This window comes from Nonomuraea sp. 3N208, assembly GCF_052245935.1.
Lineage (GTDB): Bacteria > Actinomycetota > Actinomycetes > Streptosporangiales > Streptosporangiaceae > Nonomuraea.
Genome location: NZ_JBQQBR010000030.1, coordinates 129,060 through 153,150, shown reverse-complemented (window position 1 = coordinate 153,150; position 24,091 = coordinate 129,060). Strand labels below are relative to the sequence as shown.

The window sequence follows — 24,091 nt, the reverse complement described above, 5'->3', positions numbered from 1 at the left end:
GCACTCACTGACCCTGTCCCGCATCACCTCAGGACATGTCGGCCTGGGGATCTTCCGGTATCAGCGAAACCACGGCGGAGGCGCCATCGCAGCGAGGATCGCTCCCCGCTGAGGTGGCACCCCCGACGACTTGCGCGTGGCCGACCCATTCTGACGCCGGCGGCAGCGGGATGATCGGTGCGCCGGACGCGGTCAGAGCTGCGATGGTCCGCGGGGAGAGATCCATCTCCAGGCTGATCGTGTCCTCCGGCTGGCCCGCTTCCATACCGCCGACGACCCAGCGGGGCGCGGCCACCGCGTCGGCAGGTTGTTCCCCGTCGAGCAGCCGTAGCAACACTTGGGTGAGGATCTGCGGTTGGGCCTTGCCTCCCATCGTGCCCATCGACCAGGCCAGCCGTTCTTCCTGGGTGACCATGACCGGCATCAGCGTGTGTGCCGGACGCTTGCCTGCCGCGATGACGTTGGGCGAGGCGGCGTCGAGGGAGAAGAACGCTCCGCGGTTGTGCATCACCATGCCGGTCGAGGGTTCGAGCAGCCCTGCGCCGAAGCTGTGGAAGAGGCTCTGAATCAGCGAGACCGCGTACCCTTCGCTGTCCGCGGTCACGACCGCGACCGTGTCACCACCCGCCCTGCCGGTGATGGCCGGCCCGGGCGCTTGGGGGGAGGGGCCCAGCAGCAGGGCGTCCACGTCGATCTGCGCGAACCGGGGATCGGCCAGATGGCGGGTCCGGTCGGCGATGCCTCTGTGGAAGATCGCGGCCAGTTGTCCGGCGTCTTCCCCCTGCGGGTCCGTTCTCTCCAGTGCGCCCAGCGCCTGCAACAGCAGGAAGCCCTGTGTGTTGGGCGGGCTGGTGTACACGTCGAAACCCCGGAAGGTGCGGTGGAGCGGATCGGACTGCTCGACCTCGTAAGCGGCCAGGTCGCCCAGGGCGATGGGGACCGCCAACGCCTGCAGGCCGGCGACCAGTCGCTCGCCCAGCCGCCCGCCGTACAACACCTCGGGGCCCTGAGCCGCGATCTCCGCGAGCGTCGTGGCCAACGCCTCCTGGCGCAGGGTTTCGCCGACGCGAAGTGACCCGAAGACGGTCCGCATCCCCGGGTCGGCGGCGATCAGATCTCTGGCCTCGGCTATGGCCACTGCCAAGCCCGGAACGACAGGAGTGCCTTCCGCATGGCGTATGGCGGCGGCGAAGTGGTCGGGCCACGTCAGCGCGGCACCGGAGGCGTGCAGCGCGGCATAGCCTGCGACCGCGCCGGGGACGGTGATCGTGTCAGGCCCGGACACGGGCATCTGGCCGCCGGAACGCGATCTCAGCGCCGCCACGTCGATGCCGGACAGGGCGGGACCGCTGGCGTTGACGCAGGAGATCCTGCCGTCCGGGGATCTGATCAGAGCGATCAGATCGCCACCGAGTCCGGTGTTGTGCGGATAGACGACGGTGAGCGTCACGGCGGCCGCGAGCGCGGCGTCTATGGCGTTGCCGCCGCGTGCGATCGCCTTCTTTGCCGCGGCGGTGGCGAGAACGTGCGGGCTGGCGATGGCGCAGTGATAGGTCATGGCGCCTCTGCCCGGACCACAGCACGCCCGCCGCCGAAGAGCCGCTGCCCTATCGTCGGAGGTCGCGATATCCCCGCCGATGCATTCAGCCGGCCCTCGATCCAAGCCTGGACGAACGACCACAAGGTAGTGAGCATCAGGTAGTACAGAGCCGCGACGATGAACACTTCGAACGTGCGGAAGGTCGTGGAACTGATCGCCTGGGTGTTGAGGAACAGCTCGTCCACGCCGATCACACTCAAGATCGAGGTGGTCTTCATCATGGCGTTGAAGTTGTTGCCGAGCGGCGGGACGATGAAGCGCAGCGCCTGCGGCAGGATGATCCATCTCATCGCGGAGCGCGGTGTCATGCCGATGGCGAGCGCCGCCTCCGACTGCCCCTTCCCGACTGAGTCGATCCCCGCCCGGATGATCTCCGCCATGTAGGCGCTCTCGTTGATCGCCAGCGTGACCAGGGCGGCCTGGAACACGCCGGTGACGGTCACGCCGAGCAGGGTCACGTCGGAGAAGGAATAGAGCTCGGCCGCGGCCAGGCCGTTGTAGACCAGAACCAGTTGGACCAGCAGCGGGGTGCCGCGCAGGATCCAAATGTAGAACCCGGCCACCGCGGTGACCCAGCGGCGCTTGGATCGGCGCATCAGCGCCACGCCGAGCCCGATGATCACTGCCAGGAGCTGGGCGAGGACAGAGATGTAGACCGTGCGCCAGAGCCCCGCGAGAAACGGCCCCGATGGGCGCAGGAGCGCGTCCCAGAAGAACGCCGGGTCGAAGGTCAAGGCTCCAGCCTGTCCACCTGGAGGTTCCACTTGGCCAGGACCTTGTCGTACGTCCCGTCCGCTCGGATCTCTTGCAGCGCCTTGGCCAGCGCGCTCTGCAGCGCGGAGTTGCCCTTGCGTACGGCGATGCCGGCCTTGATCTTGTCGAAGGACTCTCCCGCGAAGGCGAAGAGGCCGGGCTTCTGGCCCATGTAGTAGGCGGCGGTCTCGCTGGTGGTCGCGTATGCCTGCGACCGGCCGAGCGCCAGCTCCTGCAGCGCGGCGATGTCCTGATCGAACCGGGTCAGCTTGATGGCGGGTTTGCCGGCTGCCTCGCACTTCTTGGACTGATCCTCGAGACGCGTGGCGGCCGTGGTGGAAATGAGCGTCGACGCGGTCAGCCCGCACAGGCTCTCGTCCAGCCCGATGACGCGCCGGGGATTGTCCTTGGCCACGAGGATCGACTGCCCGGAGTACATGTAGGGGACGAAGTCGACGACCCTTTCCCGCTCTGGCTTGATGTAGAGCTGGGACAGAATCGCATCGCACTGCTTGGCCACCAAGGTAGGGACGATGGAGGCGAACTTGGTGTTCCGCCATACCGCCGCCACACCGAGCCTGGCCGCGAGCGCCTCGCCGATCTCCACGTCGGCACCGATGGGCTTCTTGGCCTTGTCGTAGAACTCCAGCGGCGGGGCGGAGATGTCGGAACAGTAGACGATCTCCCCGTCCTTGATCACCGCAGGAGGCGCTACCATCGCCTTGCCGCCGGCTGGAGCGGCCTCCGTTTTCGCCGCCGTTCCGCATGCGGCCAATGACAGCGCGGCGGCCGTCGCGAGTATGCGACCGTGCATTCCGTACCTCCACCCAGACGAGCTTGCGGGTGAGGGCCATTGAGGTTGATTAACGAATTAACCACAACCCCGTACGGTAACAATCTCGTTGCATGGCCATGGCGACCGAATCGGTCGCCATCTTCCTCGCTGGCAACGATTTCCGTATGCTGCCTGGCATGCCAGCATTCGTTCACGTCCTCACGGACGGATACGCCGACGAGCGGGTCGCCAGCACCGTGACGTTGATCCGGGAAGGCGACCTGATCGCCGTGGTCGATCCGGGCATGGTCGCCCACCGCCGGCTCATCTTGGACCCACTTGCCGAGTTGGGCCTGCAACCCGAGCAGGTCACCGACGTGGTGTTCTCTCACCACCACCCGGATCACACGTTGAACGCCGCCCTGTTCCCCGAGGCCCGCTTCCACGACCACTGGGCGATCTACTCCGGCGACGAGTGGGTGGAACGTGAGGCCGATGGTTTCGAGCTGTCGCCCTCGGTCCGGCTGTTGCGGACCCCGGGGCACACGGCGCAGGACATCTCCACGGTGGCGGAGACCGATGACGGGCTGGTCGTCGCCACGCATTTGTGGTGGAGTGCCGACGGGCCGGCCGACGACCCGCTGGCCGAGGACGCCCACGCGTTGAGACGATCGCGCGAGCGCGTGCTCGCCCTGCGTCCGAGCCTGATCATCCCTGGTCACGGCGGGTCATTCGTCCCGGTGGAGACAGCCGAATGACAGCCGGCGGGTAACCTCCGCGAAACGCCACGAGCGTACGATTGTAAAGGTGCCCCGAAAGCCCTCACCTGACGTGACCATGGCGGATGTGGCGCGAGTGGCCGGAGTGTCGATCGCGACCGTCTCCAACGCGCTCAACTCGGCCGGCCGCATGTCCCAGAGCACGCGTGACAACGTGTGGCGCGTGGCACGAGAGCTCGGCTACCTTCCTGATAAGACGCACACGAGAACGCTGGGCCTGGCCGTCACCACCGACCACCCCGCCTCATGGGGCTTCGCGGAAATCCCCTACTTCTCCCAGGCCATCCAGTCCGCCACCGTGGTCGCACACGAACACGGCTATGGGCTCGTCGTGCAACCCACCGCTCTCGGCCTGGAACGGTGGGCCGTTCTGCCTGTCGACGGCATGCTGCTGATCGACAGCCCGAAGGGCGATCGGGTTCGTGCCGATCTGCTGATGCGCGGCGTGCCCGTCGTCCACATCGGGAGGCCGGTCAGCGCGGAGCCGAACGACATCTGGGTGGACAACGATGTCGAAGGCGCGGTGCGCGGCGTGCTGGACCACCTGTCGCAGGCCGGTGCACAGCGGATCGCCCTACTCGGCGGCGACACCACCGACTACTACATCCAGGCCTGCATGGCAACGTACCGTCAGTGGTGCGCCGAGCGGGGAGAGCCCGCCCTTCTCGAACTCATGAGACGCAAGAATCCGGCCCCTGCCGTCGCCCGCCTCCTGTCCCGGGACGATCCTCCTGACGCCATCTTCGGTCCGTACGACCGATGCGGGCACGCCGTACTGTCGGCCGCCCCTGGCTATGGCCTGCGGATTCCCGAAGACCTCCTGGTGGCCTGTGCGAGCGAGTCCAGTGCCTACGAGACGACAACACCGCCGGTCACCACGCTGTCCCTCGATCCCGTCGGAGCGACGAGAATCGCCACGGAACTCCTCATCCAACTCGTCGAAGGAGAAACGCCTGCTGTGTCGGGAGGCGTGGTCCATCACACCCGCCTGCTGGCCCGAACGTCGACCCTCCGGCATCTGTCCACAGCGTCTCTGATTGGCTAAGTCCAAGGTGCTGGTGGCGCTGAGGTGAAGAAGCGGAGTAGGCCCGGAAGCCGACTGACTGGAGGGGCGGCCCAGCGGCGTTCGCTGGCCGCGCCCCGGTCGGCGTGTCTTCCGGAGATCGACCTGGGCGCGGGCGGCCGTGGCGGGATCAGCAGGCGAAGGGATTGAGTGCGCGAGTCATCGCGACGCCGTCGGCCGGGTTGTCGTTGACGTACTTCGTCGCGACGATCTCGGCCGGTGCAGCGCCCTGCTCGACCCAGCGCACGATCGGCGTCAAGGTGTCGAAGATGTTCGGGCCGGGGCCGCGGCCGCAGTGGGTCATGCCGGGGAACAGGAAAAGCCGCGCGAACTCCCGGGTCTCGCGCTCACGCCCGCCGGAGGTGACACGCACCACCTTGCGGTAGTAGTCGATGGTGTCGTGGGCGGAGACGACCGGATCGGCCCAGCCGGTGTACATGAGGAGCTTGCCGCCGCTACGCCGGAACGGCTTCAGGTCGGGGTTGGTCGCGTTGATGAGCGGTCCGAGCTTCCTCTCGGCGAGACGCAGGTCGCGGTGGAAGTCGAAGGTCCACCAGTTCCAGCTCGGGTCGTTGAAGACCCAGTGGCGCCAGAAGTTCGCGCGGGCCGGCTGGGTGGTGCCCCAGTAGCCGCTCCATCCGGTCAGCACCCGGCCGGCCGCGTCGATCACGGGCGCTTCGCTGCCGACCGGCCAGCCGGGGTAGACCTGCCTGCCGGTACGCGGATCGCGAGCCCCGCCGTACATCTCGCGTACGGCGCTGACCTGGCGCTTGGTCAGGCACGTGGGGGCGTCGCCGACCGGGCACTGGAGCGTGGCGGGGTCGAAGGAGCAGCGGCGCGGGTCGGTGAGGAAGCCGTCGGTGGGCAGGCCGCCGTCCCTGCCCCGGCACTGCCTGACGGCCGCGTTCGTCAGCAGCGGCAGCTTGGCCGCGGGGATGATCGGCTCGGTGTCGTTGCCGGGGGTGTGGTTGCGGAGGAACTGCCAGAGGAATCCGGCGTTGAGCGCGACGCGGTTGTTGCCTGGAGCGCCGGCCACGATCCCGTCGAAGTCGTCGGGGTAGCGCTGGGCCTCCATCAGTGCCTGGTGGCCGCCGGTGGAGCAGCCGATGAAGTAGGAGTAGCGCGGCTTGGCCCCGGTGTGCTGCTCGGCGATCAGCTTGGCGTTGACGATCGTCTCGTGCACGGCGCGGTGGCCCCAGTCCACGATGATCTCTGGGTTGGCCGCGCCCTGCACGAACACGTCCGGGTCGTCGCCGGTGTGGCCGGTGTCGGTGCCGACGGTCGCGTACCCGGCTGCCAGCGTCGGCCCGCCCATGGAGACGAAGTCCATGGCCGAGCTGTATCCGCCGTTGCCGAACATCAGCATCCGCTGGTTCCACTGCTCCGGAATCCACACCTCGAACCCGATGGCGGAGCCCGGCACCGGCTTGGCGGTGCCGTGGACGCGGCAGAACGCGGGCACGGACGGCAGCACGCGGCCGTCGGGAGCGGTGTATCCGCCGGCCGGAACCGATTCGGCGATGGTGATCGTGGTGTGCGGCAGGGCCACGGCGGTCAGGCTCTCGCACGTGCTGTCGGCGGTGGCGGGCGCCTGCGGGGAAAGCCCGATCGGCAGGACGGCGATCGCGGCGAGGAGTCTCCTGAGCGGGCTCACCTCGGATCCTTCCAGGTGGTGAGGCGGAGCTCGGTGCCGCCGCGGCCTACGCGCAGGTGGACCTGGCCGGCCGGGGCGTCGGAGTCGATCTCTGGGTGGTCGTCGCTGGAGACGGTGACGCGCAGCCTGTGGCCGGCGCTCAGCCGGTAGTGGGTGGGCCAGGTGCGGAGCTCCAGGTCGTACGTTTTGCCGGGGCGGACGGGCACGGCGCGGTCGTGGCCGAAGCGGTGACCGGCCTTGAGCCAGCCCTGGGTGATGCGGGCGGCCGTGCCGTCAGGGGCGACGTCCTCGGCGACGATGGCGATGTTGCCGTCGGCGGCGGTGAAGGAGGCGCGTACCTTCGCCGTGATGTCTCCGGCGAGGACGAGATCCTGCTGGTAGGGCCGGGTCTGGAAGGTCAGCCGCTCGTCCGGGGCGGCGGCGGCCGGGTCGGTGTTGACGGTGAAGTGGAGGGCGGCGGGGGCGCCCGGGGCGGAGGTCAGCGTTCCGTCGGCGCTCAGGCCGAGCCGGTGCCGGCGGGCGCCGGGAGGAGGCCAGGTGGAGAACTGCTTCCAGCCGGCGCCCGCGCCGGGGCCGGGGATCTCGTAGGAGGTGACCTTGGCGGCCGGCAGGGGCGCGTCCCGGCGTCCGGCGAGCCAGCGGTCCCACCAGGCGAGGTACGCGCCGTTGCCGGGGTCGGCGTGCTGGCCGGACGGCCATCCGTGCTGCCAGGGGCCGGCGACCAGCCAGACGTTGCCGGGGCGGGCCTGGAAGTTCTCCACCATGGCGGCCCGGTATCTGTCGTACCAGCCGGCGATCTCCAGGACGGGAATGTCGAGGTCTTTCCAGCGGGCCTTGACGCTGCGCTCGCGCCAGAAGTCGTCGTAGAGCGGGTGCTGCGCGTAGGTGACCAGCGTGCCGGGGGCGACGGCGCGCTGCCAGTCGCGGATCCGGGCCGAGTAGATGCCGCCGCGGTAGATGGTGTTCTCGTACCAGTCGCTGATCCCGTCCACGGGGATGATCGCGGCGAGGTGGGGTGGCTTGTTCACCGCCACCAGGAGCGAGGAGTGGCCGCCGTAGCTGACGCCGGTCTGCCCGATCTTGCCGGTGGACCACGGCTGGGCGGCCAGCCACTCGATGAGGTCGTAGTTGTCGCGTTGCTCCTGCGCGCTGAACGGATCGAGCCGGCCGGGGGAGTCGCCCGAGCCGCGGGCGTTGCACACAGCGGCGTGGTAGCCGCGGGTGACGAAGTAGGCGGCCGCGCGGCCCTGCGCTTCCAGCTGGTTGTAGGCGTTGTAGTCGTACACGATCACCGGGAAGCGGCCGTCGGCGTCGGGCCGGTGCAGGTCGCAGGCCAGGTGGCCGCCGTCGCGCAGCGGCACCGACACGCGCTCGGTACGCACTCCGTATGTGGCGGGCCGATCGTAGGAGAAGAACGGGTCGGTTTCGGCGCGGGCGGGCTGGTGCGGGGTGAGGGGGAGCGCCAGGGCGGCGGACAGGGCGGCGGCGATCCTGCCGTACTTCATGGGGGACTCCTCAGAGCGAGATGGCGCCGGTCACGAGCGCGGCCACGGTCATGACCAGGGTGGTGGCGAACGCCCAGCCGAAGATGAAGCGCTGGTGCCGGCCGAGTTGCACGCCGCTCATGCCGACGAGGATGAACGTCGCGGCGGTGAGCGGGCTGAGCGGGAAGCCGGTGGTCATCTGGCCGAGGATCGCGGCGCGGGCGATCTCGGCGGACTCGATGCCGAAGCCGCCGGCGGTCTGGGCCAGCACCGGGAGCACGCCGAAGTAGTAGGCGTCGGGGGTGAAGACCAGGCTGAGCGGCATGCTCGTGACCGCGACCAGCACCGGCAGGTGGCCGCCGAAGGAGTCGGGGATGATGTTCACGAACGCGGTGGCCATCTCGTTGATCATCTTGGTGCCGGTGAGGATGCCGGTGAAGACGCCCGCCGCGAAGATCATCGTGGTGACCAGGACCACGCTCTTGGCGTGCCGGTCGAGCAGCTCCTGCTGCTTCTCCCAGGTGGGGTGGTTGACCAGCACGGCGATCGCGAAGCCGAGCACGAACAGCACCGGCAGCGGCATCGCCTGCAGCACCAGCCCGACCAGCAGCGCGACGGTCAGCGCCAGGTTGAAGGCGGTCAGGGCCGGGTGCCTGCGCTCCGGGGTCCGGGGCGTCCCTGGGCCGTCGCCGACGACCTGCGGTTGCGGGGGCAGGGTCACCGTGCCGAGGCGGCGGCGTTCCCGCAGGCCGATCAGGTACGACGCCACCAGCACCCAGGCGATGCCGGCGGCCATCGCGGGCAGGACCGGGGTGAACACCTGCGAGCTGTCCAGCTTCAGCACCGCCATGGCGCGGGCAGTGGGGCCGCCCCAGGGGATCATGTTCATCACGCCCGCGCCGAGGCAGACGACGCCGGTGAGCACCAGTGGGCTCATGCCGAGCCGTTTGTAGACGGGCAGCAGGGCGGAGACGGTGATGAGGAAGGTCGAGGCTCCGTCGCCGTCCAGGGCGACGCACATGGTGATGACCGCCGTGCCCACGGCGATCCGCAGCGGGTCGTCCTTGGCCACCCGCAGGATGCCGCGGATCAGCGGATCGAACAGCCCTGTGTCGATCATCAGGCTGAAGTAGAGCACCGCGAAAGCGATCATGATGCCGGTCGGCGCCACCTTGGCCAGCCCGTTGAGGATCATCGGGCCCATGTCGGCGGCGAACCCGCCGGCCACCGCGGTCAGCACCGGGACCAGCACCAGCGCGGTGAGAACCGAGACGCGCCTGGTCATGGTGAGCACCAGGAACAGGCCGATGGTGAGAAAGCCCAGGAGCGCGATCATCGGGGTCCTTTTCTTTCGGGAGGTTACGGAGAAGTTTCCGAGCGCCGACCTTTCACGTCCACCATCAAAAGTGGATTTATCCATGCGTTATGCGCAACAGTTGCGTCTATGGAAGCCAGCCTCCGGCAGCTCGCCGCCTACGTCGCCGTCGCCAAGGCGGCCAGCTTCACCGCCGCGGCCGCCCAGTTGCACGTCTCGCAGTCGACGTTGAGCCGCGCCGTGGCCGACCTGGAGCGCGTGCTCGGCGTCCGCCTGCTGGCGCGCGACACCCGCAACGTGCAGCTCACCGCGGCGGGCCAGGAGACCCTGCGGGTGGCCGAGCAGATCGTCGGCGCCCACCGGTCGGGCATGAAAGAGCTGCAGCGCTACCTGCTCGGCGAGTCGGGCATGGTGGCCGTGGCCACACTGCCCTCGGTCGCGGCCGTGCTGCTGCCACGCATGATCTCCGCCTTCAGGGGACAGCGCCCGCTCGTGACCGTCCGCATCATGGACGGGCTCGAACGGGCCGTGCTCGGCAAGGTGCTGTCCGGCGACGCCGACTTCGCAATCACCACGGTCGGCGCGCCGTCGGATCGGCTCGAACACCGCCCGCTGATCCGCGACCGCTTCCACGCGGTGCTGCCGGAGGGGCACTCGCTCGCCGACCGCGACGAGGTCGCCTGGGAGGACCTGGCCGGCGAGCCGTTCCTGGCCGTGGGGCCGCAGTCCAGTGTCCGCAGGCTCACGGACGCGGCGTTCGCCCAGGCGGGCGCCGAGGTGACGCTCGCGGCGGAGGCGAGCAACGTGGCGACGGTGGGGGGCCTGGTCGCCGCCGGGCTCGGCGTGTCCGCGATGCCTGCCCTGGTGCTGCCGCTCCTGGGACCCGGGCACATCTTGCACCGCCCGCTGGTCGGCCCCGTGGTCGAGCGGCGACTGGACGTCGTGGTCCGGGCGCGGCGGACCCTGCCGGTCGCTGCGGCCGCGTTCCTCGACCTGCTGGAGGAGTCCCGTACTCGGGCGCTGGACGTGCCTGTAGGCGCCTCCTGGGTTGAATAATGCGTAAATAGCATGAATTTATCGATTTTTTGTGCTGGACCCGCATTTCTTCGCCTGGGCAAGATGACATGGAGCCCGACAGGACGAAGGAGCATGCGTGGCCTCTGAACAACAGCGAGGGCAGTTGTGCGGCTTGAAGGTGGTGGAGTTCGCCCACGTGGTCGCCGGGCCGCTGGCCGGCTCCATGCTCGCCGACCAGGGCGCGGACGTGGTGCACGTGGAACCCCCGGGCGTCGGCGACGCCGCCCGCGCGATGGGTCCCACGCGCGACGGCGTGCCGCTGTGGTTCAAGGTCGCCGGCCGGAACAAGCGCTCCGTCACCCTGGACTTGCACGACTCCGGCGGCCGGCAGGTCGCGCACCGGCTGGTGGCCTGGGCCGACGTCGTGATCGTCACGCTTCGGCCGGGCCGGCTGCGGACCTGGGAGCTCGACTGGGAGGCCGTGCACCGGATCAACCCCAAGGCCGTCCTGCTGCAGATCTCCGGATTCGGCGCGACCTCGTCCCAGGCCGACGCCCCAGGATTCGGGAAGGTCGGCGAGGCCAGGAGCGGCGTGGTGCACCTGACCGGGTTCCCGGACGGCCCGCCCGTGCACACCGGGTTCTCCCACGGCGACGCGGTGACCGGCCTGATGGGCGCCTACGCCATACTCGCCGCCCTGCACCGCCGGGCGCACGACCCCGGCTTCGACGGCGAGTGGATCGACCTCGCCCTCTTCGAGCCCCTGTTCCGGCTCGTCGAATGGCAGGTCATCGCCCATGACCAGCTCGGCGTCGTCCCCGGTAGATCCGGCAACCAGCTCGCCGTCGCCCCCGCCGCCGTGATCAACACCTACCTCTCCCGCGACGGCGACTGGATCACCGTGACCTCCGCGACCCTCCGCTCCGTGCTGAACGTCGTCCGCCTCCTGGGCCTGCCCGAGGAGGACTATGCCACCACCCGGCAGCAGCTCGCCGGACGGGAACGGCTGGACCAGGGGCTCCGCGCCTGGGTGGCGGCCCGCGAGACCGGCGAGTGCCTGCGGGCCTTCGCCGAGGCCGAGGTGGTCGCCTCCCGCGTCTTCACCGCCGCGGACATCGCCGCCGACCCCGTCTACGCCGAACGCGGCGACATCGTCACCGTCGACGACCCCGACCTCGGCCCCGTCCGCATGCAGGCCGCCCTCCCGCACTTCCACCAGGAGCCCGGGCACATCTGGCGCACCGGGCCCGCGCTCGGGCAGGACAACGACCTCGTCTACCGCGACTGGCTCGGGCTCGGCGCGGAGGAGATCGTGGACCTGGAGAAGCGCGGTGTCATCTGACCGGCCCCAGCTGCGCTCCCTGCTCTTCGTCCCGGGGACCAGAACCGAGTGGCTCGCCAAGGCGGCGGCCGCGGGGGCCGACGCGGCCATCCTCGACCTCGAGGACGCGGTCCCGCCCGCGGAGAAACCCGCCGCCCGCGCCCGCGTGGCCGACGCCGTCGCGAACGCGAGCGGCGACATGGCCATCTTCGTCCGCATCAACCCCCTCGACAGCTGGGCGGCCGCCGAGGACCTGCGCGGCGTCACGCACGCCGGCCTGGCCGGGGTGGTCGTGCCCAAGATCGGCGGGCCGGCGGACGTGCTTATGGCCGATCGGCTCCTGACCTGGTGCGAACGCGAACACGGCCTGCCCGAAAGGCATCTCGCCCTGGTGCCGCTGCTGGAGAGCGCCGCCGCGCTGCGGGAGGCGTACGAGATCGGCCGGGCCGCCCCCCGCGTCGCCTACCTGGGCGCGGTCACCGGCAAGGGCGGCGACGTCGAGCGCGCGATCGGCTACCGCTGGAGCCGCGAGGGCGCCGAGACCCTGGCCCTGCGCTCCCGTGTCCTGCTGGACGTCCGGGCGGCGGGAGTGCCGTGTCCGGTTGCCGGCCTGTGGACCGGCGTCGGCGACCTGGAGGGGTTGCGGGCGTTCGCGGAGCAGAACCGCTCGCTCGGCTACGACGGCATGATGGCCATCCACCCCTCCCACGTCCCCGTGATCAACGAGGTGTACTCACCTGGTCCCGAGGAGCTCGCCCGCTACGAGCGGCTGATCGCCGCGGTGGAGGAGGCGCGGGCGCGCGGCGCCGGGGCGATCGCGTTCGAGGGGGAGATGGTGGACGAGGCCATGGCGGGCAGAGCCCGAGCCGCCCTCGAACGCCGTTGAGGTTCGGACCAACCTGTGCCCCTTCGTCTGGCGAGCGGGGTCGGTGTGTTCAGCGCGCTCAGCACCGCCGGTTCTGCCGCCTGTACCTCGTGCAGGTCATCGTCCCGGTGCTGACCACCGTCGGGTCCAGGGCCGGAAGCGGTGGGCGTACGCGGCTGCCCTGCTCACTCGGCAGTGCCTCCAAGGAGGCGGAGACCCTGGTCCTGCGGTACGAGGTGGCGGTGCTGCGCCGCGCCGGTCAAGGCGGGTATTCCAGAACGGCGGCCATCAGGCGGGCCTCTGCCGGCAGCCGTACAGCGTGGGCGCAGCCGCCTTCCAACCGTGACCTTGCGGCACCTTCCGGGCGCCGTGAGCGGGATAGGCTCGGCCTGTGCCCACCTACGTCGCCGTGGATCTCGGGGCGGAGAGCGGACGGGTGCTCGCGGGTGAGTTCGACGGCGAGCGTCTCGTGGTGAGCGAAGCCCACCGCTTTCCCAACGTGCCGGTGCGCGTTCTCGGCGGCCTCCACTGGGACGTTCTGCGCCTGCTGGCGGAGGCGCGTGCCGGGATCGGGCGCGTCGCCGCCGAGCGCCGGGTCGTCAGCGTGGGCGTGGACGCGTGGGGCAACGACTTCGGGCTGCTCGACCGCGACCAGCGGCTTCTGGCCAACCCCCGGCACCATCGCGACCCCTACACCGCGGGCCTGACCGCCCTGGTCTCCTCTCAGGAGCAATATGAGGTGACGGGGGTGCAGCCGCTGCCCATCAACACCTCGTGCCAGCTGCTCGCGCATGCCGGGTCGCCGCTGCTGGACGCCGCCGATCGGCTGGTGATGTTACCGGACCTGTTCACCCTCTGGCTGAGCGGCGAGATGCTCACCGAGCGGACGATCGCCAGCACCAGCCAGCTCCTGGACGCCCGGACCGGCCGCTGGGCCGGCGACCTCATCGCCCGGCTCGGGCTGCCGTCGCGTCTGTTCGGCGGGGAAATCGTCGAGCCCGGCACGGTCGCCGGGTCGCTGCGGGACGAATCCGGCCGGCCCGGCGAGGCCGTCGTGGTCGCCGTGGCCGGTCATGACACCGCATCGGCGGTTGCGGCGCTCCCCGTCGTCTCCGGTCCGAGCGGCTCCTCTGGCGCGGTCGCGTACGTCTCCTGCGGCACGTGGTCGCTCGTCGGTGTGGAGACGGCCGGGCCCATCACCACTCCAGAGTCCCGGCTCGCCGGGTTCACCAACGAGGGTGGCGTGCTCGGCACCGTGCGGTTCCTGCGCAATCTCAACGGCCTGTGGCTGCTCCAGGAGTGCCGCCGGGCCTGGGGGACCCGCGCTGCGTATGCGGACCTGGTCGCAGAGGCCGCGACCGCGCCCGCCTTCGGCCCGCTGATCGACCCCGCTCACTTGGGTTTCCTCAAGCCGGAGGACATGCCGGGCCGGGTCGCGGCGTTCTGCCGCGCGACAGGCCAGCCGGTGCCCGAGGGCCGGGCCGCGACGGTGCGTTGCATCCTGGAGAGCCTGGCGTGCTCCTACCGCCTGGTCCTGGAGCAGGCCGAGGAGCTGACGGGCCGCCCGGTCGAGGCCGTGCATCTCGTCGGAGGCGGCGCCGCCAGCGACACACTCTGCCGGCTCACCGCGGACATCGGCGGGCGGCCCGTGCTCGCTGGGCCGGTCGAGGCGACCGGCATCGGCAATCTCCTCGTCCAGGTCATGGCCCACGAGGGCATCGGTTCCCTTGGAGAGCTGCGCGAGGTGGTCCGCCGGTCGTTCCCGCCCCGGGTGTACACGCCGGCCGGCGAGCGTGAGCCGTACGATGCGGCGTACGCTCGATTTCGGCGATTGACCGCTGTTGACAACTTCTGGAGTAAAGTAGCGTCCCAGAGGAGCCCTACCACAGATGGGTGAGCCCGGTCCCATGCTGATCGCAGAGCGGCGACGCCGCATCCTGGAGCACGTGCACGAGCACGGATACGCCTCATTCCAGGAGCTGGCCGGCGCGCTCGGCACGTCGGAGTCCACTGTCCGGCGTGACCTGCGATCGCTGGTAGGCGAGGGCCTGCTGCACGCCACCCGGGGCGGCGTGACGCGGCCCGTCCTGTCAGCGGCGTCGCGACCGGCTCTCCCGGACGTGGTGGCGGCCGAGCGCGAGGCCATCGCCGACCACGCCGCGACGCTCGTGGAGCCTGGCACCGCCGTCCTGCTCGGGCCCGGGCGGACCACCGCGGCGCTGGCCCGCCGGCTCGCCAAGCTGCCGTCCCTCACCGTCGTCACCAACTCCACCCTGGTGGTCGAGGCGCTCATGGACGCGCCCCACGTCGAAGTCGTCGCGGTGGGCGGCACGCTGCGCCGATCCATCCAAGCCTTCGTGGGGCCGATCACCGAGCAGCACCTGGAGGGCCTGCGGGGCGCGCAGACCTTCCTGTCAGGGGACGGCGTCACCCCCGAGAGGGGACTGACCACGCCCAACGTCTTCGCCGCCGCCACCGACCAGGCTCTCGCCGCGGCCGGCCGCGAGGTCGTCGTCCTCGCCGACCACTCCAAGATCGGTCATGACACGATGTGCCAGACCGTGGCCACCGCGCGCATGAGGGTCCTGGTCACGGACTCGAAGGCCGATCCCGTCATGGTCGACCGGCTCGTCCAGGCACAGGTCGACGTTCACATCGCTGACATGAACCGATGAATTTTGACCTGAAATGACAGGTCTTACTGGCGCATAGCACGCCGAACATATCCGCCCTTCCCCTATTGCCGTATATGGCCAGCTCGTGAGCATGAGGTCGACTCGACACTGCATGACATCTGCCGACGCGTATTGACACATCCGCGCCCGCCGTGACTATGATCCCTCCAAGTTCCTGTCAAAAGTAGGCAAATCCTGGCAGTGGATGGGTTCGTTCCCTCGGAAGAAGGGGTTACGTGATGCCCTGCAGAACAATGGCCACAGCCGTCGTGGGCCTGCTGGCGCTCACGCTGAGCGCGTGCACCAAGTCGGTCGGCGACGGTCCCGCGGACGCCGGCGCGTCCGCCCAGCAGCAGGTGGAGGCGACCTCTGGAGACGCGTCGCTGTGCACTCCGGAGCGATACAACGGCGGTGTGCCCAAGCTCGATCTGAAGAACGTCACCGTGGGGTTCGCGCAGTCGGAGAAGGAAGCGAACCCGTTCCGGATCACGGAGACGCAGTCGATCAAGGACGAGGCCGCGCAGCGAGGCATCAAGCTGATCACGACGAACGCGCAGTCGGACCTCAACAAGGAGATCGCCGACATCCAGGGCATGATCGCCCAGGGTGCCAAGGTCCTGATCATCTCCCCGCTCAACTCCGAAGGGCTCGACCCCGCGCTCAAGGCGGCCCAGGATGCCAAAGTCCCGATCATGACGATCGACCGGCTGCTCACCACCAAAAAGGCCTGCGTCGACTACGTCGGCTGGATCGGCTCCGACTTCGTCAAGCAGGGTGCCCGAGCCGCCGATGCGATGATCACCGCGACGGGAGACAAGGGAGAGGTCGCGATCCTGCTCGGAGCCTCAGGGGTGAACGTCACCGTCGACCGGACCAAGGGGTTCAAGGATCAGCTCGCCGCGAAGGGCTCGGCGCTGAAGGTCGTGGCCGAGCAGACCGGCGACTTCACCCGTGAGAAGGGGCGCGCGGTCACCGAGCAGCTCATCTCCGCCAACCCCGGTATCAGCGCCATCTACGCGGAGAACGACGAGATGGCCCTTGGCGCCGTCGCCGCGCTCAAGGCGGCGGGCAAGAAGCCGGGTGACGTGAAGATCGTCACGATCGACGGCACTCGTGGCGCGGTCCAGGGCATCGTCGACGGCTGGATCGCCGCGGTCATCGAGTCGAACCCACGATTCGGGCCGCTGGCCTTCCAGGCGCTCGAGGACTTCTACGCAGGCAAGGGCGTGCCGGCGAAGACGATCATCTCCGACAAGGAGTACACCCCTGAGAACGCCAAGGTCGAACTGCCGAACGCCTACTGAGCCCGGGGGCGGCCCGGACCGCCGCCCTCACGACGTCCGGGAGCGGGCACATGAATGAAGCGGTGTGCGAGGCGCATGCCATCTCCAAGCGGTTCGGCGGGACCCTCGCCCTCGACTGCGTCTCGTTGCGGCTCGACGCCGGCGAAGCCCACGCGCTGGTGGGGGAGAACGGTGCGGGGAAGTCCACGTTGATCAAGGTGCTCACCGGGGTGCACAGGCCTGACGGTGGCACGATCCGCCACCTCGGGCGGCCGGTGTCCTTCTCCGGGCCCGCCGACGCTCAGGACGCCGGGATCAGCACCATCTACCAGGAGGTGGAGCTCGCCCCGCTGCTGAGCGTGGCCGACAACCTCTTCCTCGGCAGGGAGCCGATCACTCGCTTGGGGCTGCTCGACCGGTCGCGGCTGCGGCGCGAGGCCGCCGAGGTCCTCGCCCGGTACGGCGTGGCCGTGGACGTCCGCCGGCCGCTCGGCGAGCTCGGTCTCGGCATCCGGCAGATGGTGGCGATCGCCCGTGCGGTCAGTGCGCGCGCCCGATTGGTGATCATGGATGAGCCGACCTCCTCGTTGGCCCCGCGCGAGGTGGACCGGCTCGCGGATGTCATCGAGGTGCTGCGTGCGCAGGGCATCGCGATCCTCTATGTCACTCACAAGCTGGATGAGGTCTTCCGCGTCTGCCAGCGGGTCAGCGTCCTGCGTGACGGCCGTCTGGTCCGCACCGGTCTCGTCCGGGAGACCTCCCGCATCGGCCTGGTCGCCGCGATGCTCGGCCGGCCGGTGGCCGAGGTGCGCCGCCACGGCGTGACGAGCTTCGGCGAGGCCCACGAGGTGGGCCGCGCCGCGCCGGTTCTGCGGGCCGAGTCCCTGGTGCGCGAGCACGCTCTGCACGGTGTCTCCGTCGAGGTACGCCCGGGCGAGGTGGTGGGACTCGCGGGCCTGCTCGGCTCCGGCCGGTCAGAAACGGTGAGAGCGGTGTTCGGCGCCGACCCCCTCGACGCCGGATCGGTGGAGGTGGCGGGGCGCGCCCGCCGGCGCTGGAACCCCGCCATCGCCATCCGCTCGGGTGTCTGCATGGTGCCGGAGGACCGCAAGGCCGAGGGTGTCGTGCCGGGGCTGTCGGTCCGTGACAACATCACGCTGGCGGCGCTGCCCCGCCTCACCCGGGGCGGGCTGGTGTCCCGCCGGGCGCGCGACCGCATCGTCGACGCATTCGTCCGCCGCCTCGGGATCAAGGTGTCCTCGCCCGACCAGAAGGTGGGCGAGCTGTCCGGAGGCAACCAGCAGAAGGTGCTGCTCGCCCGCATGCTCTGTCTCCATCCCGCGGTGCTGATCCTCGACGAGCCGACGCGGGGCATCGACATCGGCGCCAAGGCGGAGGTTCAGGCGCTCATCGACGAGCTCGCTCATGAGGGCCTCGGCGTGCTGCTGGTGGCGGAGCTGGAGGAGATCGTGGAGGGCGCCGACACCGTCGTGGTCCTGCGGGACGGGACGGCGGCCGGCGTGCTGCGCGGTGCGGAGATCGGCGAGCGGCCGATCATGGAGCTGATCGCCGCGGCCGACTCGGATGGATCTGCCGATGGGCGGTTCGATGACTGAGCCGCCCAGCGGGACTTCCGCGCCCACCCCCACCCGCGTGGCCGGCCGCACGGGCGCGGCGGGGCGGGTGACCTGGTTGTCCGATTACGGGGTCTACCTCGCCCTCGGCGTCCTGTTGTCGTTCAACCTGGTGTTCACGCCGAACTTCGCCACGGTCGCGAATCTACGTCTCCAGCTCGTCCAGGTAGCCCCGGTGGCCATCGTCGCCCTCGGCATGGCACTGGTGATCGGCACCGGAGGCATCGACCTGTCGGTCGGCTCCACAATGGCCATCGCGGCGGCGTTGCTGCCGCTCTACCTCGGCTACGGGCCCTGGCCCGCCATCGCCGTCGCGGTGCTCGCCGGTGCGGCCGTGGGACTTGTGAACGGCGGGCTGGTCGCCTACGGCATCCAGCCGATCGTCGCCACCCTCGGGCTGCTCGTAGCCGGACGGGGGGCGGCGCTAGTGCTCGCGGACGGCCGGCTCGTCGAGATCTTCGACCCCACGCTGGCCGCCATCGGCGGCGGGCAGGTGCTGGGGGTCCCACTGCCCGTGCTCATGGCCCTGACGGTCGCCGCCGCCGCCGGGTTCGTCCTGCGCCGCGCCGCGTTCGGCCGCAGGCTGCTGGCCGTGGGAGGCAACCGGCCCGCGGCGCTCCTGGCCGGCCTGCCCGTACGGCGGACCCTGGTCACCGTCTATGTGATCAGCGGGGTGCTCGCAGCTATGGCCGGAGTGCTCACCACCGGGCGGCAGAGCGCGAGCGACCCCTCGTTCACCGGGCTGCTGATCGAGCTGAGCGCCATCACCGCCGTGGTCGTGGGGGGCACGCCCCTCGCCGGAGGCCGCGTCCGGATCCTCGGCACGCTGATGGGGGCGCTGCTGATGCAGCTCATCATCGCCACGGTCATCCAGCACGACCTGCACGACTCGACCGCCCGGATGATCCAGGCGGCGATCATCGTGGCCGCCGTGTACGCGCAGCGGAACAGGAGCGGGACGTGACGACCGGACAGGCGGTACGTGCCGCCCCCTTCTCGCCGGCCGCCGGCACCGGGCGGACGCGGTTGGCGGCACTCGCCCGCCGGCACGGGGCCGCCCTGGTGCTCGTCCTGGTCCTCCTCCTCGGGTCGCTGACCTTCGGCTCGAGCTTCACCGGCCCGGGGAACCTCGGCGCCATCGCGCTGGACGCCTCCTACCTGCTGCTGGTCGCGACCGGCATGACGTTCGTGATCCTCTCCGGCGGGATCGACCTGTCCGTCGGGTCCGTTCTCGCGCTGTCCGGTGTCCTGTCGGCGTACGGCTCCCGCTGGGGGACGGCGGGCGCGGTCCTGCTGCCCCTGGCGGTCTGCGGGCTGATCGGCCTGGTGAACGGGCTGCTGATCGGACGGGCCCGGCTGGCGCCGTTCGTCGTCACCCTGGCGACCCTGCTGTTCGCCCGAGGGCTGGCCTTCGCGGTCTCACAGGAGGGTAACCAGGTCTACATCATCCCGGCCGATCTGGCCCTCACCCGGATCGGACAGGCCACTGTTCTCGGCGTCGGTGTCCCGGTGCTGATCGCCCTCGCGGTCTTCGCCGCGGCCGGCGTGGTACTCAACCGCACCCGGTTCGGCCTGCGGGTCTTCGCCGCCGGGAACGGGGACGGGCACGCCGCCGAGCTCATGGGGCTCCCGGTGGCTCGCATCCGGGTCCGCGTCTACGTGCTGAGCTCCCTGCTGGCCGGCCTCGCGGGAGTCCTCATCGCCGCGCAGACCGCCTCAGGGCTCCCCACCCTCGGCGAAGGCAGGGAACTGGAGGCCATCGCGGCCGTCGTGATCGGCGGCACGCTGCTCACCGGAGGCGCCGGATCGCTCGGGGGGACCCTCGCAGGCGTACTGCTGCTCAAGGTGATCCAGAACCTGATCAACCAGGTGGGCACGCTCAGCTCCGCCTACCAGCAGGTGGTCAGCGGCACCTTCCTCGTCCTGGTCGTACTCGTCCAGGCCGCCCTGGCAAGGAGGAGACGACAGTGAAAGGCAATCGAACCAGGGTCGCGGTGGTCGGCACCGGCGACTGGTGGGGCTTGCACCACGCCCGCGTGTTCTCCGGCCACGAGGACGCCGAGCTGCGCGCCATCGTGGGGCGGACCGAGAAGCGAACCGTCGAGCGCGCCCGGCGGTTCGGCGTGCGCCCCTATCTCGACGTGGAGGAGATGATCGCCCGGGAGCGGCCCGACCTGATCTCCGTGTGCCTGCCGAACGAAGACCATTTCGCCACCACCCGGCTGCTGGTCGAGGCGGGGATCCCGCTGCTGGTCGAGAAGCCGCTCGTCTTCTCGCTCGAGGAGGCGGACGTCCTGATCGCCGAGGCCGAGGCCCGCCGGCTCTTCTTCGCCATCAACTTCAACCACCGCTACGCCCGTCCCGTACGGCTGGCGGCGGCGGCCATCGAGCGCGGTGAGCTGGGCCGGCTGGTCTTCGCGACCTGGCGATTCGGCGGAGAGGCCGGCACCAGCCGGCACCCCCACGCCAACCTCATCGAGACCCAGTGCCACGGCTTCGACATGGTCGAGCACCTGTGCGGCCCGATCTCGTCCGTGACGGCCCAGATGACCGGCGGGCCGCCGTACACGACGATGGCGATCGCCGTGCGGTTCGCGAGCGGGGCAGTGGGGACGCTCCTCGGCACGTACGACTCGTCGTACGCCTACCCGGGAACCCACCTGCTGGAGATCAACGGCACCGGCGGCCGGATCCTCGTCGAAGACACCGTCCGCCGCTACACCTACACGCCGGCCGGTGACGAGACGAGCCGGGTGTGGCAGGCGGGCTACTTCAACGACGCCGACCGGGGCTTCCACACCACCTTCGACCGGCACGTCGACGAGGTGCTCACCGCCCTGCGCGCCGGAGACCCGCCGCCCGTCCACGCCCGCGCCGGGCGTCGCGCGCTCGAGCTCGCGCACGCCGTGATCCGCTCGTACGAGTCGGGGAAGCGAGTGGACACCGCCCCCGGAGAGATGACGTGACCGCCGAGGCCGGGGCCCTGCGCCGCCTGGGCAGCGATCCGCTGCGGCTCGCGCTGCTGGCCATCCGGCTCGGCCCGGCGCTGATCCTGCTGCTCCTCATCGTGATCATGAGCATGTTGTCACCCGCGTTCCTCACCGTGCTCAACCTGGGCAACGTGCTGGCGCAGAGCGCGGTGATCGCGGTGCTCGCCATCGGGCAGCTCCTGGTGATCCTCACCAGGGGGATCGACCTGTCCGTGGGATCGACGCTGGCGCTCGCCTCCGTGACCGGGGCCCTTGTCTACTCCGCCGTACCGTCCGGACCGGTCGTCGTCCTCGCCATGCTGGCCACCGGCATGGCGGTCGGCGCGATCAACGGCATGGGCTACGTCCTGGGCCGGCTGCCCCACCCCTTCATCATCACGCTCGCCACCCTGAGCGCGGGGCGGGGCCTCGCCCTGTGGCTGTCGGGCGGGCAACCGCAGCAGGGCATGCCCGAGATCGTCCAGACGATGGGCGGCGGCTCGGCAGGCTGGCTGCCGTATTCGGCCTTCCTGGTCGCCGCAGTGGCGCTGGCCGTCCTCCTGCTCACCACGCGGATGGTGTGGGGGCGCTGGATCTACGCCGTCGGCGGGAACCCGGAGGCAGCCCGGAGGGCAGCGATCCCCGTCGACCGGGTGGTGATCTCGGTGTACGTCCTGAGCGGCCTGGCCGCCGGGATCGCCGCGATCGTCACCTCCGGCCGGCTCAACGCCGGTTCCCCCACCTTCGGCGACCTGGCCGAGCTCGACTCGATCGCCGCCGTGGTCATAGGGGGCGCGAGCTTCCTCGGCGGCCGGGGTGGCGTAGGCAACGCACTCGTGGGAGCACTCATGATCGGAATCATTCGGAACGGCATGAACCTGCTCGACGTCGACGCTTTTCTGCAGCCGATCGTCATCGGCGTCGTCATCGTCTTGGCCGTCGAGTCCGACGTCGTCCGCGGGCGGCTGGAAGGCCGCTTCCGCATCGCGCGGGCGGCGCGGTCATGACGCCCGTCCTGGCCGTTCGCGGCGCCACCAAGCGCTTCGGCGCCGTTCTCGCCCTCGACGGCGTGGATCTGGAGGTGTTCGCCGGCGAGGTGCTCGCCCTCCTCGGTGACAACGGGGCGGGCAAGTCCACGCTGATCAAGTGCATCAGCGGCGTGCACCGGCTGGACGCGGGATCCATCGAGATGGGCGGAGTCGCGGTGACGACGGGCTCGCCCGCCGCCGCCCGAGCCCTCGGGGTCGAGACCGTCTACCAGGACCTCGCGCTGTTCGACAATCTGGATCCCGTCGCGAACTTCTACGCCGGGCGGGAGGTCGCCGGGCCGCGCTGGCTTCCCCGCGGCTTGCGGCTGCTTCGCCGCCGGGACATGTCCCGGGCGACGGGCGAGTTGCTGACACGCCTCCAGGTCGGGATCGCCGACCCCCACGCCGCGGTCGGTCTGATGTCCGGAGGCCAGCGGCAGGCCATCGCCGTGGCCAGGGCCGCGGCGTTCGCGTCGAAGGTCGTGATCCTCGACGAGCCGACGGCAGCGCTCGGGCTGCGCGAGTCGCGGCGAGTGCTCGACCTCATCCTGCGCCTGCGCGAGGAGGGCCACGCCGTCATCGTCATCTCCCATGCCATGGATCACGTGATCGAGATCGCCGACCGAGCCGCGGTGCTGCGGCGCGGTCGCAAGGTCGGCGAGATGAGGCCTACGCCGGACAACCAGCAGGCGATCGTCTCGCTCATCGTCGGAGGCGACTCGTGACCTCCCTCCGGCGTTCCGCGCTACCACCCTCCAGAAAGAGATGAGAACGATGGCACCACACCTTCGGTCAGCCTCGCTGGCCCTCGCGCTGGCGCTCTGTCTCGGCGCCTGCTCCACCGGCTCGGGTACGTCCACGACCGGGGCGTCTCCCGGCACCGCCGAACCGATCAAGGTTGGGTTCATCACGAAGTTCCCGGTCGACTTCTACGACACCATGGTCGACGCGGTGAAGACCTGGAACCGCGACCACCCAGACGTCGAGGTCCTCTTCGGCCAGGGCAAGAGCGGCACGGACGACGAAGGCGAGACGGCCCAGATCGAGTCGATGCTCGCCAAGGGGGTCAAGGCCATCGCGATCACGCCGACGAGCCCCAACCTCCAGAACGTTCTGCAGAAGGCCGTGGATGCCGGGGTCAAGGTCGTCCTGGTGGACAACGACATCCCCGGCTGGGCAGGTAAGTCGTCGGTGGTGGCGACCGACAATCTCGCGGGCGGCAAGCTGGCGGGTGCCTGGCTCGCCGAGCGCGTCAAGCCCGGCTCGACGATCGCCGTACTGCAGGGGCGGCTCGGCAACCCCTCGCTCGACGACCGCGTCACCGGCATGCTGTCCACGCTCGGTGACGGCGTCACCGTGGTCTCCAAACCCGCCACCGACTGCGACCAGACCAAGGGGCTCAACGCCGCCCAGGACATCCTGGCCGCTCATCCCGGCATCGCCGCCATCTATGGGGCCTGCGGGCCGCCGATCCTCGGCGCCCTCCAGGCCGTCAAGTCCGCCGGCAAGAAGCCGGGCGAGCTCGTGCTGGTGGGCTTCGACGCCTCACCGGGCGAGCTGAAGGCCATCGCCGGAGGTGAGGTCGCGGCGTCGGTCGCCCAGTTCCCCGCCAAGATGGGCTCGGCCGGTATCGAGACCGCGGTCGCCGCGGCCCGGGGCCAGAAGGTCCCGGCGATCATCGACACCGGCACAGAGATGGTGACGAAGGAGAACGTCACGGGCTTCCAGTGACGCCGCAGGCACAGGAGCCAACGGCACCACCACGTTCGGCTTCACCGCCAACGGCACAGCGCCACACCAGCCCTCTCCTGCAGCGCCTCCCGACCCGATGACGGTGCGGCGACGCGCCTGCCCGACCGCGGCACCCACGTATGGA

21 protein-coding genes are annotated in these 24,091 nt (G+C 70.2%); 15 read left to right on the top strand and 6 right to left on the bottom strand.

Annotation, left to right across the window (positions count from 1 at the left end; genetic code table 11):
* Positions 1-28: 28 nt before the first annotated feature.
* From ACTWPT_RS38450 to ACTWPT_RS38440, 3 genes are read right to left on the bottom strand one after another with little or no spacing between them, the layout of a single operon-like run.
* Entirely contained in the window at positions 29-1,558 is a 1,530-nt protein-coding gene (locus tag ACTWPT_RS38450; protein WP_443182438.1) for a gamma-glutamyltransferase family protein, read from the bottom strand.
* The gene (locus ACTWPT_RS38445; protein WP_305915572.1) at positions 1,555-2,334 is read right to left on the bottom strand and encodes an amino acid ABC transporter permease; all 780 of its coding nucleotides are present in this window, start codon (positions 2,332-2,334) and stop codon (positions 1,555-1,557) included. The genes ACTWPT_RS38450 and ACTWPT_RS38445 overlap by 4 nt, the downstream gene beginning before the upstream one ends.
* On the bottom strand, positions 2,331-3,167 hold the full coding sequence (locus ACTWPT_RS38440) for an ABC transporter substrate-binding protein (protein WP_443182437.1): 837 nt from the start codon (positions 3,165-3,167) through the stop codon (positions 2,331-2,333). The genes ACTWPT_RS38445 and ACTWPT_RS38440 overlap by 4 nt, the downstream gene beginning before the upstream one ends.
* A gap of 158 nt (positions 3,168-3,325) precedes the next feature.
* On the opposite strand from ACTWPT_RS38440, the gene ACTWPT_RS38435 reads away from it, so the two are divergent.
* Both ACTWPT_RS38435 and ACTWPT_RS38430 read left to right on the top strand, forming a co-directional pair.
* Positions 3,326-3,886, top strand: coding sequence for an MBL fold metallo-hydrolase (locus ACTWPT_RS38435; RefSeq protein ID WP_443182436.1), 561 nt, complete (start codon positions 3,326-3,328; stop codon positions 3,884-3,886).
* Positions 3,887-3,935: 49 nt separating this feature from the next.
* Positions 3,936-4,952 carry a LacI family DNA-binding transcriptional regulator gene (locus ACTWPT_RS38430; protein ID WP_443182435.1) on the top strand — a complete coding sequence of 339 codons (1,017 nt, stop codon included), beginning with the start codon at positions 3,936-3,938 and terminating at the stop codon, positions 4,950-4,952.
* A gap of 148 nt (positions 4,953-5,100) precedes the next feature.
* Here the strand turns inward: ACTWPT_RS38430 and ACTWPT_RS38425 are convergent, their stop codons facing one another.
* From ACTWPT_RS38425 to ACTWPT_RS38415, 3 genes are read right to left on the bottom strand one after another with little or no spacing between them, the layout of a single operon-like run.
* Positions 5,101-6,624: a tannase/feruloyl esterase family alpha/beta hydrolase gene (locus tag ACTWPT_RS38425; RefSeq protein WP_443182434.1), complete on the bottom strand. Its 1,524-nt coding sequence runs from the start codon at positions 6,622-6,624 to the stop codon at positions 5,101-5,103.
* The gene (locus tag ACTWPT_RS38420; RefSeq protein WP_443182433.1) at positions 6,621-8,129 is read right to left on the bottom strand and encodes a CocE/NonD family hydrolase; all 1,509 of its coding nucleotides are present in this window, start codon (positions 8,127-8,129) and stop codon (positions 6,621-6,623) included. Before ACTWPT_RS38420 ends, ACTWPT_RS38425 begins: the two co-directional genes overlap by 4 nt.
* A 10-nt stretch (positions 8,130-8,139) precedes the next feature.
* The gene (locus tag ACTWPT_RS38415) at positions 8,140-9,528 is read right to left on the bottom strand and encodes a CitMHS family transporter (protein WP_443182432.1); all 1,389 of its coding nucleotides are present in this window, start codon (positions 9,526-9,528) and stop codon (positions 8,140-8,142) included.
* 24 nt (positions 9,529-9,552) lie between these two features.
* Between ACTWPT_RS38415 and ACTWPT_RS38410 the strand changes: the two genes are divergently transcribed.
* The 13 genes from ACTWPT_RS38410 (at position 9,553) to ACTWPT_RS38350 (ending at position 23,946) form a co-directional block, all read left to right on the top strand.
* On the top strand, positions 9,553-10,479 hold the full coding sequence (locus ACTWPT_RS38410; RefSeq protein ID WP_443182431.1) for a LysR family transcriptional regulator: 927 nt from the start codon (positions 9,553-9,555) through the stop codon (positions 10,477-10,479).
* A gap of 97 nt (positions 10,480-10,576) precedes the next feature.
* On the top strand, positions 10,577-11,782 hold the full coding sequence (locus ACTWPT_RS38405) for a CaiB/BaiF CoA transferase family protein (protein WP_443182430.1): 1,206 nt from the start codon (positions 10,577-10,579) through the stop codon (positions 11,780-11,782).
* Complete coding sequence (locus ACTWPT_RS38400; protein WP_443182429.1) at positions 11,772-12,647, top strand: HpcH/HpaI aldolase/citrate lyase family protein; 876 nt, start codon at positions 11,772-11,774, stop codon at positions 12,645-12,647. Before ACTWPT_RS38405 ends, ACTWPT_RS38400 begins: the two co-directional genes overlap by 11 nt.
* 370 nt (positions 12,648-13,017) lie before the next feature.
* The gene (locus ACTWPT_RS38395) at positions 13,018-14,523 is read left to right on the top strand and encodes a rhamnulokinase (RefSeq protein ID WP_443182428.1); all 1,506 of its coding nucleotides are present in this window, start codon (positions 13,018-13,020) and stop codon (positions 14,521-14,523) included.
* Positions 14,516-15,301 carry a DeoR/GlpR family DNA-binding transcription regulator gene (locus ACTWPT_RS38390; RefSeq protein WP_305915562.1) on the top strand — a complete coding sequence of 262 codons (786 nt, stop codon included), beginning with the start codon at positions 14,516-14,518 and terminating at the stop codon, positions 15,299-15,301. The genes ACTWPT_RS38395 and ACTWPT_RS38390 overlap by 8 nt, the downstream gene beginning before the upstream one ends.
* A gap of 239 nt (positions 15,302-15,540) precedes the next feature.
* The gene (locus ACTWPT_RS38385) at positions 15,541-16,605 is read left to right on the top strand and encodes an ABC transporter substrate-binding protein (protein ID WP_443182427.1); all 1,065 of its coding nucleotides are present in this window, start codon (positions 15,541-15,543) and stop codon (positions 16,603-16,605) included.
* Between the two features lie 50 nt (positions 16,606-16,655).
* Positions 16,656-18,200 carry a sugar ABC transporter ATP-binding protein gene (locus ACTWPT_RS38380; protein ID WP_443182426.1) on the top strand — a complete coding sequence of 515 codons (1,545 nt, stop codon included), beginning with the start codon at positions 16,656-16,658 and terminating at the stop codon, positions 18,198-18,200.
* Entirely contained in the window at positions 18,193-19,182 is a 990-nt protein-coding gene (locus ACTWPT_RS38375; RefSeq protein WP_443182425.1) for an ABC transporter permease, read from the top strand. Before ACTWPT_RS38380 ends, ACTWPT_RS38375 begins: the two co-directional genes overlap by 8 nt.
* The gene (locus ACTWPT_RS38370) at positions 19,179-20,189 is read left to right on the top strand and encodes an ABC transporter permease (RefSeq protein WP_443182424.1); all 1,011 of its coding nucleotides are present in this window, start codon (positions 19,179-19,181) and stop codon (positions 20,187-20,189) included. Before ACTWPT_RS38375 ends, ACTWPT_RS38370 begins: the two co-directional genes overlap by 4 nt.
* The gene (locus tag ACTWPT_RS38365; protein WP_443182423.1) at positions 20,186-21,184 is read left to right on the top strand and encodes a Gfo/Idh/MocA family protein; all 999 of its coding nucleotides are present in this window, start codon (positions 20,186-20,188) and stop codon (positions 21,182-21,184) included. Before ACTWPT_RS38370 ends, ACTWPT_RS38365 begins: the two co-directional genes overlap by 4 nt.
* Positions 21,181-22,194: an ABC transporter permease gene (locus tag ACTWPT_RS38360; RefSeq protein ID WP_443182422.1), complete on the top strand. Its 1,014-nt coding sequence runs from the start codon at positions 21,181-21,183 to the stop codon at positions 22,192-22,194. The genes ACTWPT_RS38365 and ACTWPT_RS38360 overlap by 4 nt, the downstream gene beginning before the upstream one ends.
* Entirely contained in the window at positions 22,191-22,940 is a 750-nt protein-coding gene (locus tag ACTWPT_RS38355; protein WP_443182421.1) for an ATP-binding cassette domain-containing protein, read from the top strand. The genes ACTWPT_RS38360 and ACTWPT_RS38355 overlap by 4 nt, the downstream gene beginning before the upstream one ends.
* A 49-nt stretch (positions 22,941-22,989) precedes the next feature.
* Positions 22,990-23,946, top strand: a complete 957-nt coding sequence (locus tag ACTWPT_RS38350; protein WP_443182420.1) for a sugar ABC transporter substrate-binding protein — start codon at positions 22,990-22,992, stop codon at positions 23,944-23,946.
* The last annotated feature ends 145 nt before the right edge of the window (positions 23,947-24,091 follow it).

Excerpts from the sequence above, each read along its gene's own strand:
- ACTWPT_RS38375 (WP_443182425.1), top strand. The coding sequence starts at position 18,193 with ATGACTGAGCCGCCCAGCGGGACTTCCGCGCCCACCCCCACCCGCGTG.
- ACTWPT_RS38380 (WP_443182426.1), top strand. The coding sequence starts at position 16,656 with ATGAATGAAGCGGTGTGCGAGGCGCATGCCATCTCCAAGCGGTTCGGC.
- ACTWPT_RS38410 (WP_443182431.1), top strand. The coding sequence starts at position 9,553 with ATGGAAGCCAGCCTCCGGCAGCTCGCCGCCTACGTCGCCGTCGCCAAG.
- ACTWPT_RS38350 (WP_443182420.1), top strand. The coding sequence starts at position 22,990 with ATGGCACCACACCTTCGGTCAGCCTCGCTGGCCCTCGCGCTGGCGCTC.
- ACTWPT_RS38415 (WP_443182432.1), bottom strand. The coding sequence starts at position 9,528 with ATGGATAAATCCACTTTTGATGGTGGACGTGAAAGGTCGGCGCTCGGA.
- ACTWPT_RS38385 (WP_443182427.1), top strand. The coding sequence starts at position 15,541 with ATGCCCTGCAGAACAATGGCCACAGCCGTCGTGGGCCTGCTGGCGCTC.
- ACTWPT_RS38440 (WP_443182437.1), bottom strand. The coding sequence starts at position 3,167 with ATGCACGGTCGCATACTCGCGACGGCCGCCGCGCTGTCATTGGCCGCA.
- ACTWPT_RS38355 (WP_443182421.1), top strand. The coding sequence starts at position 22,191 with ATGACGCCCGTCCTGGCCGTTCGCGGCGCCACCAAGCGCTTCGGCGCC.
- ACTWPT_RS38435 (WP_443182436.1), top strand. The coding sequence starts at position 3,326 with ATGCCAGCATTCGTTCACGTCCTCACGGACGGATACGCCGACGAGCGG.
- ACTWPT_RS38420 (WP_443182433.1), bottom strand. The coding sequence starts at position 8,129 with ATGAAGTACGGCAGGATCGCCGCCGCCCTGTCCGCCGCCCTGGCGCTC.
- ACTWPT_RS38390 (WP_305915562.1), top strand. The coding sequence starts at position 14,516 with ATGGGTGAGCCCGGTCCCATGCTGATCGCAGAGCGGCGACGCCGCATC.
- ACTWPT_RS38450 (WP_443182438.1), bottom strand. The coding sequence starts at position 1,558 with ATGACCTATCACTGCGCCATCGCCAGCCCGCACGTTCTCGCCACCGCC.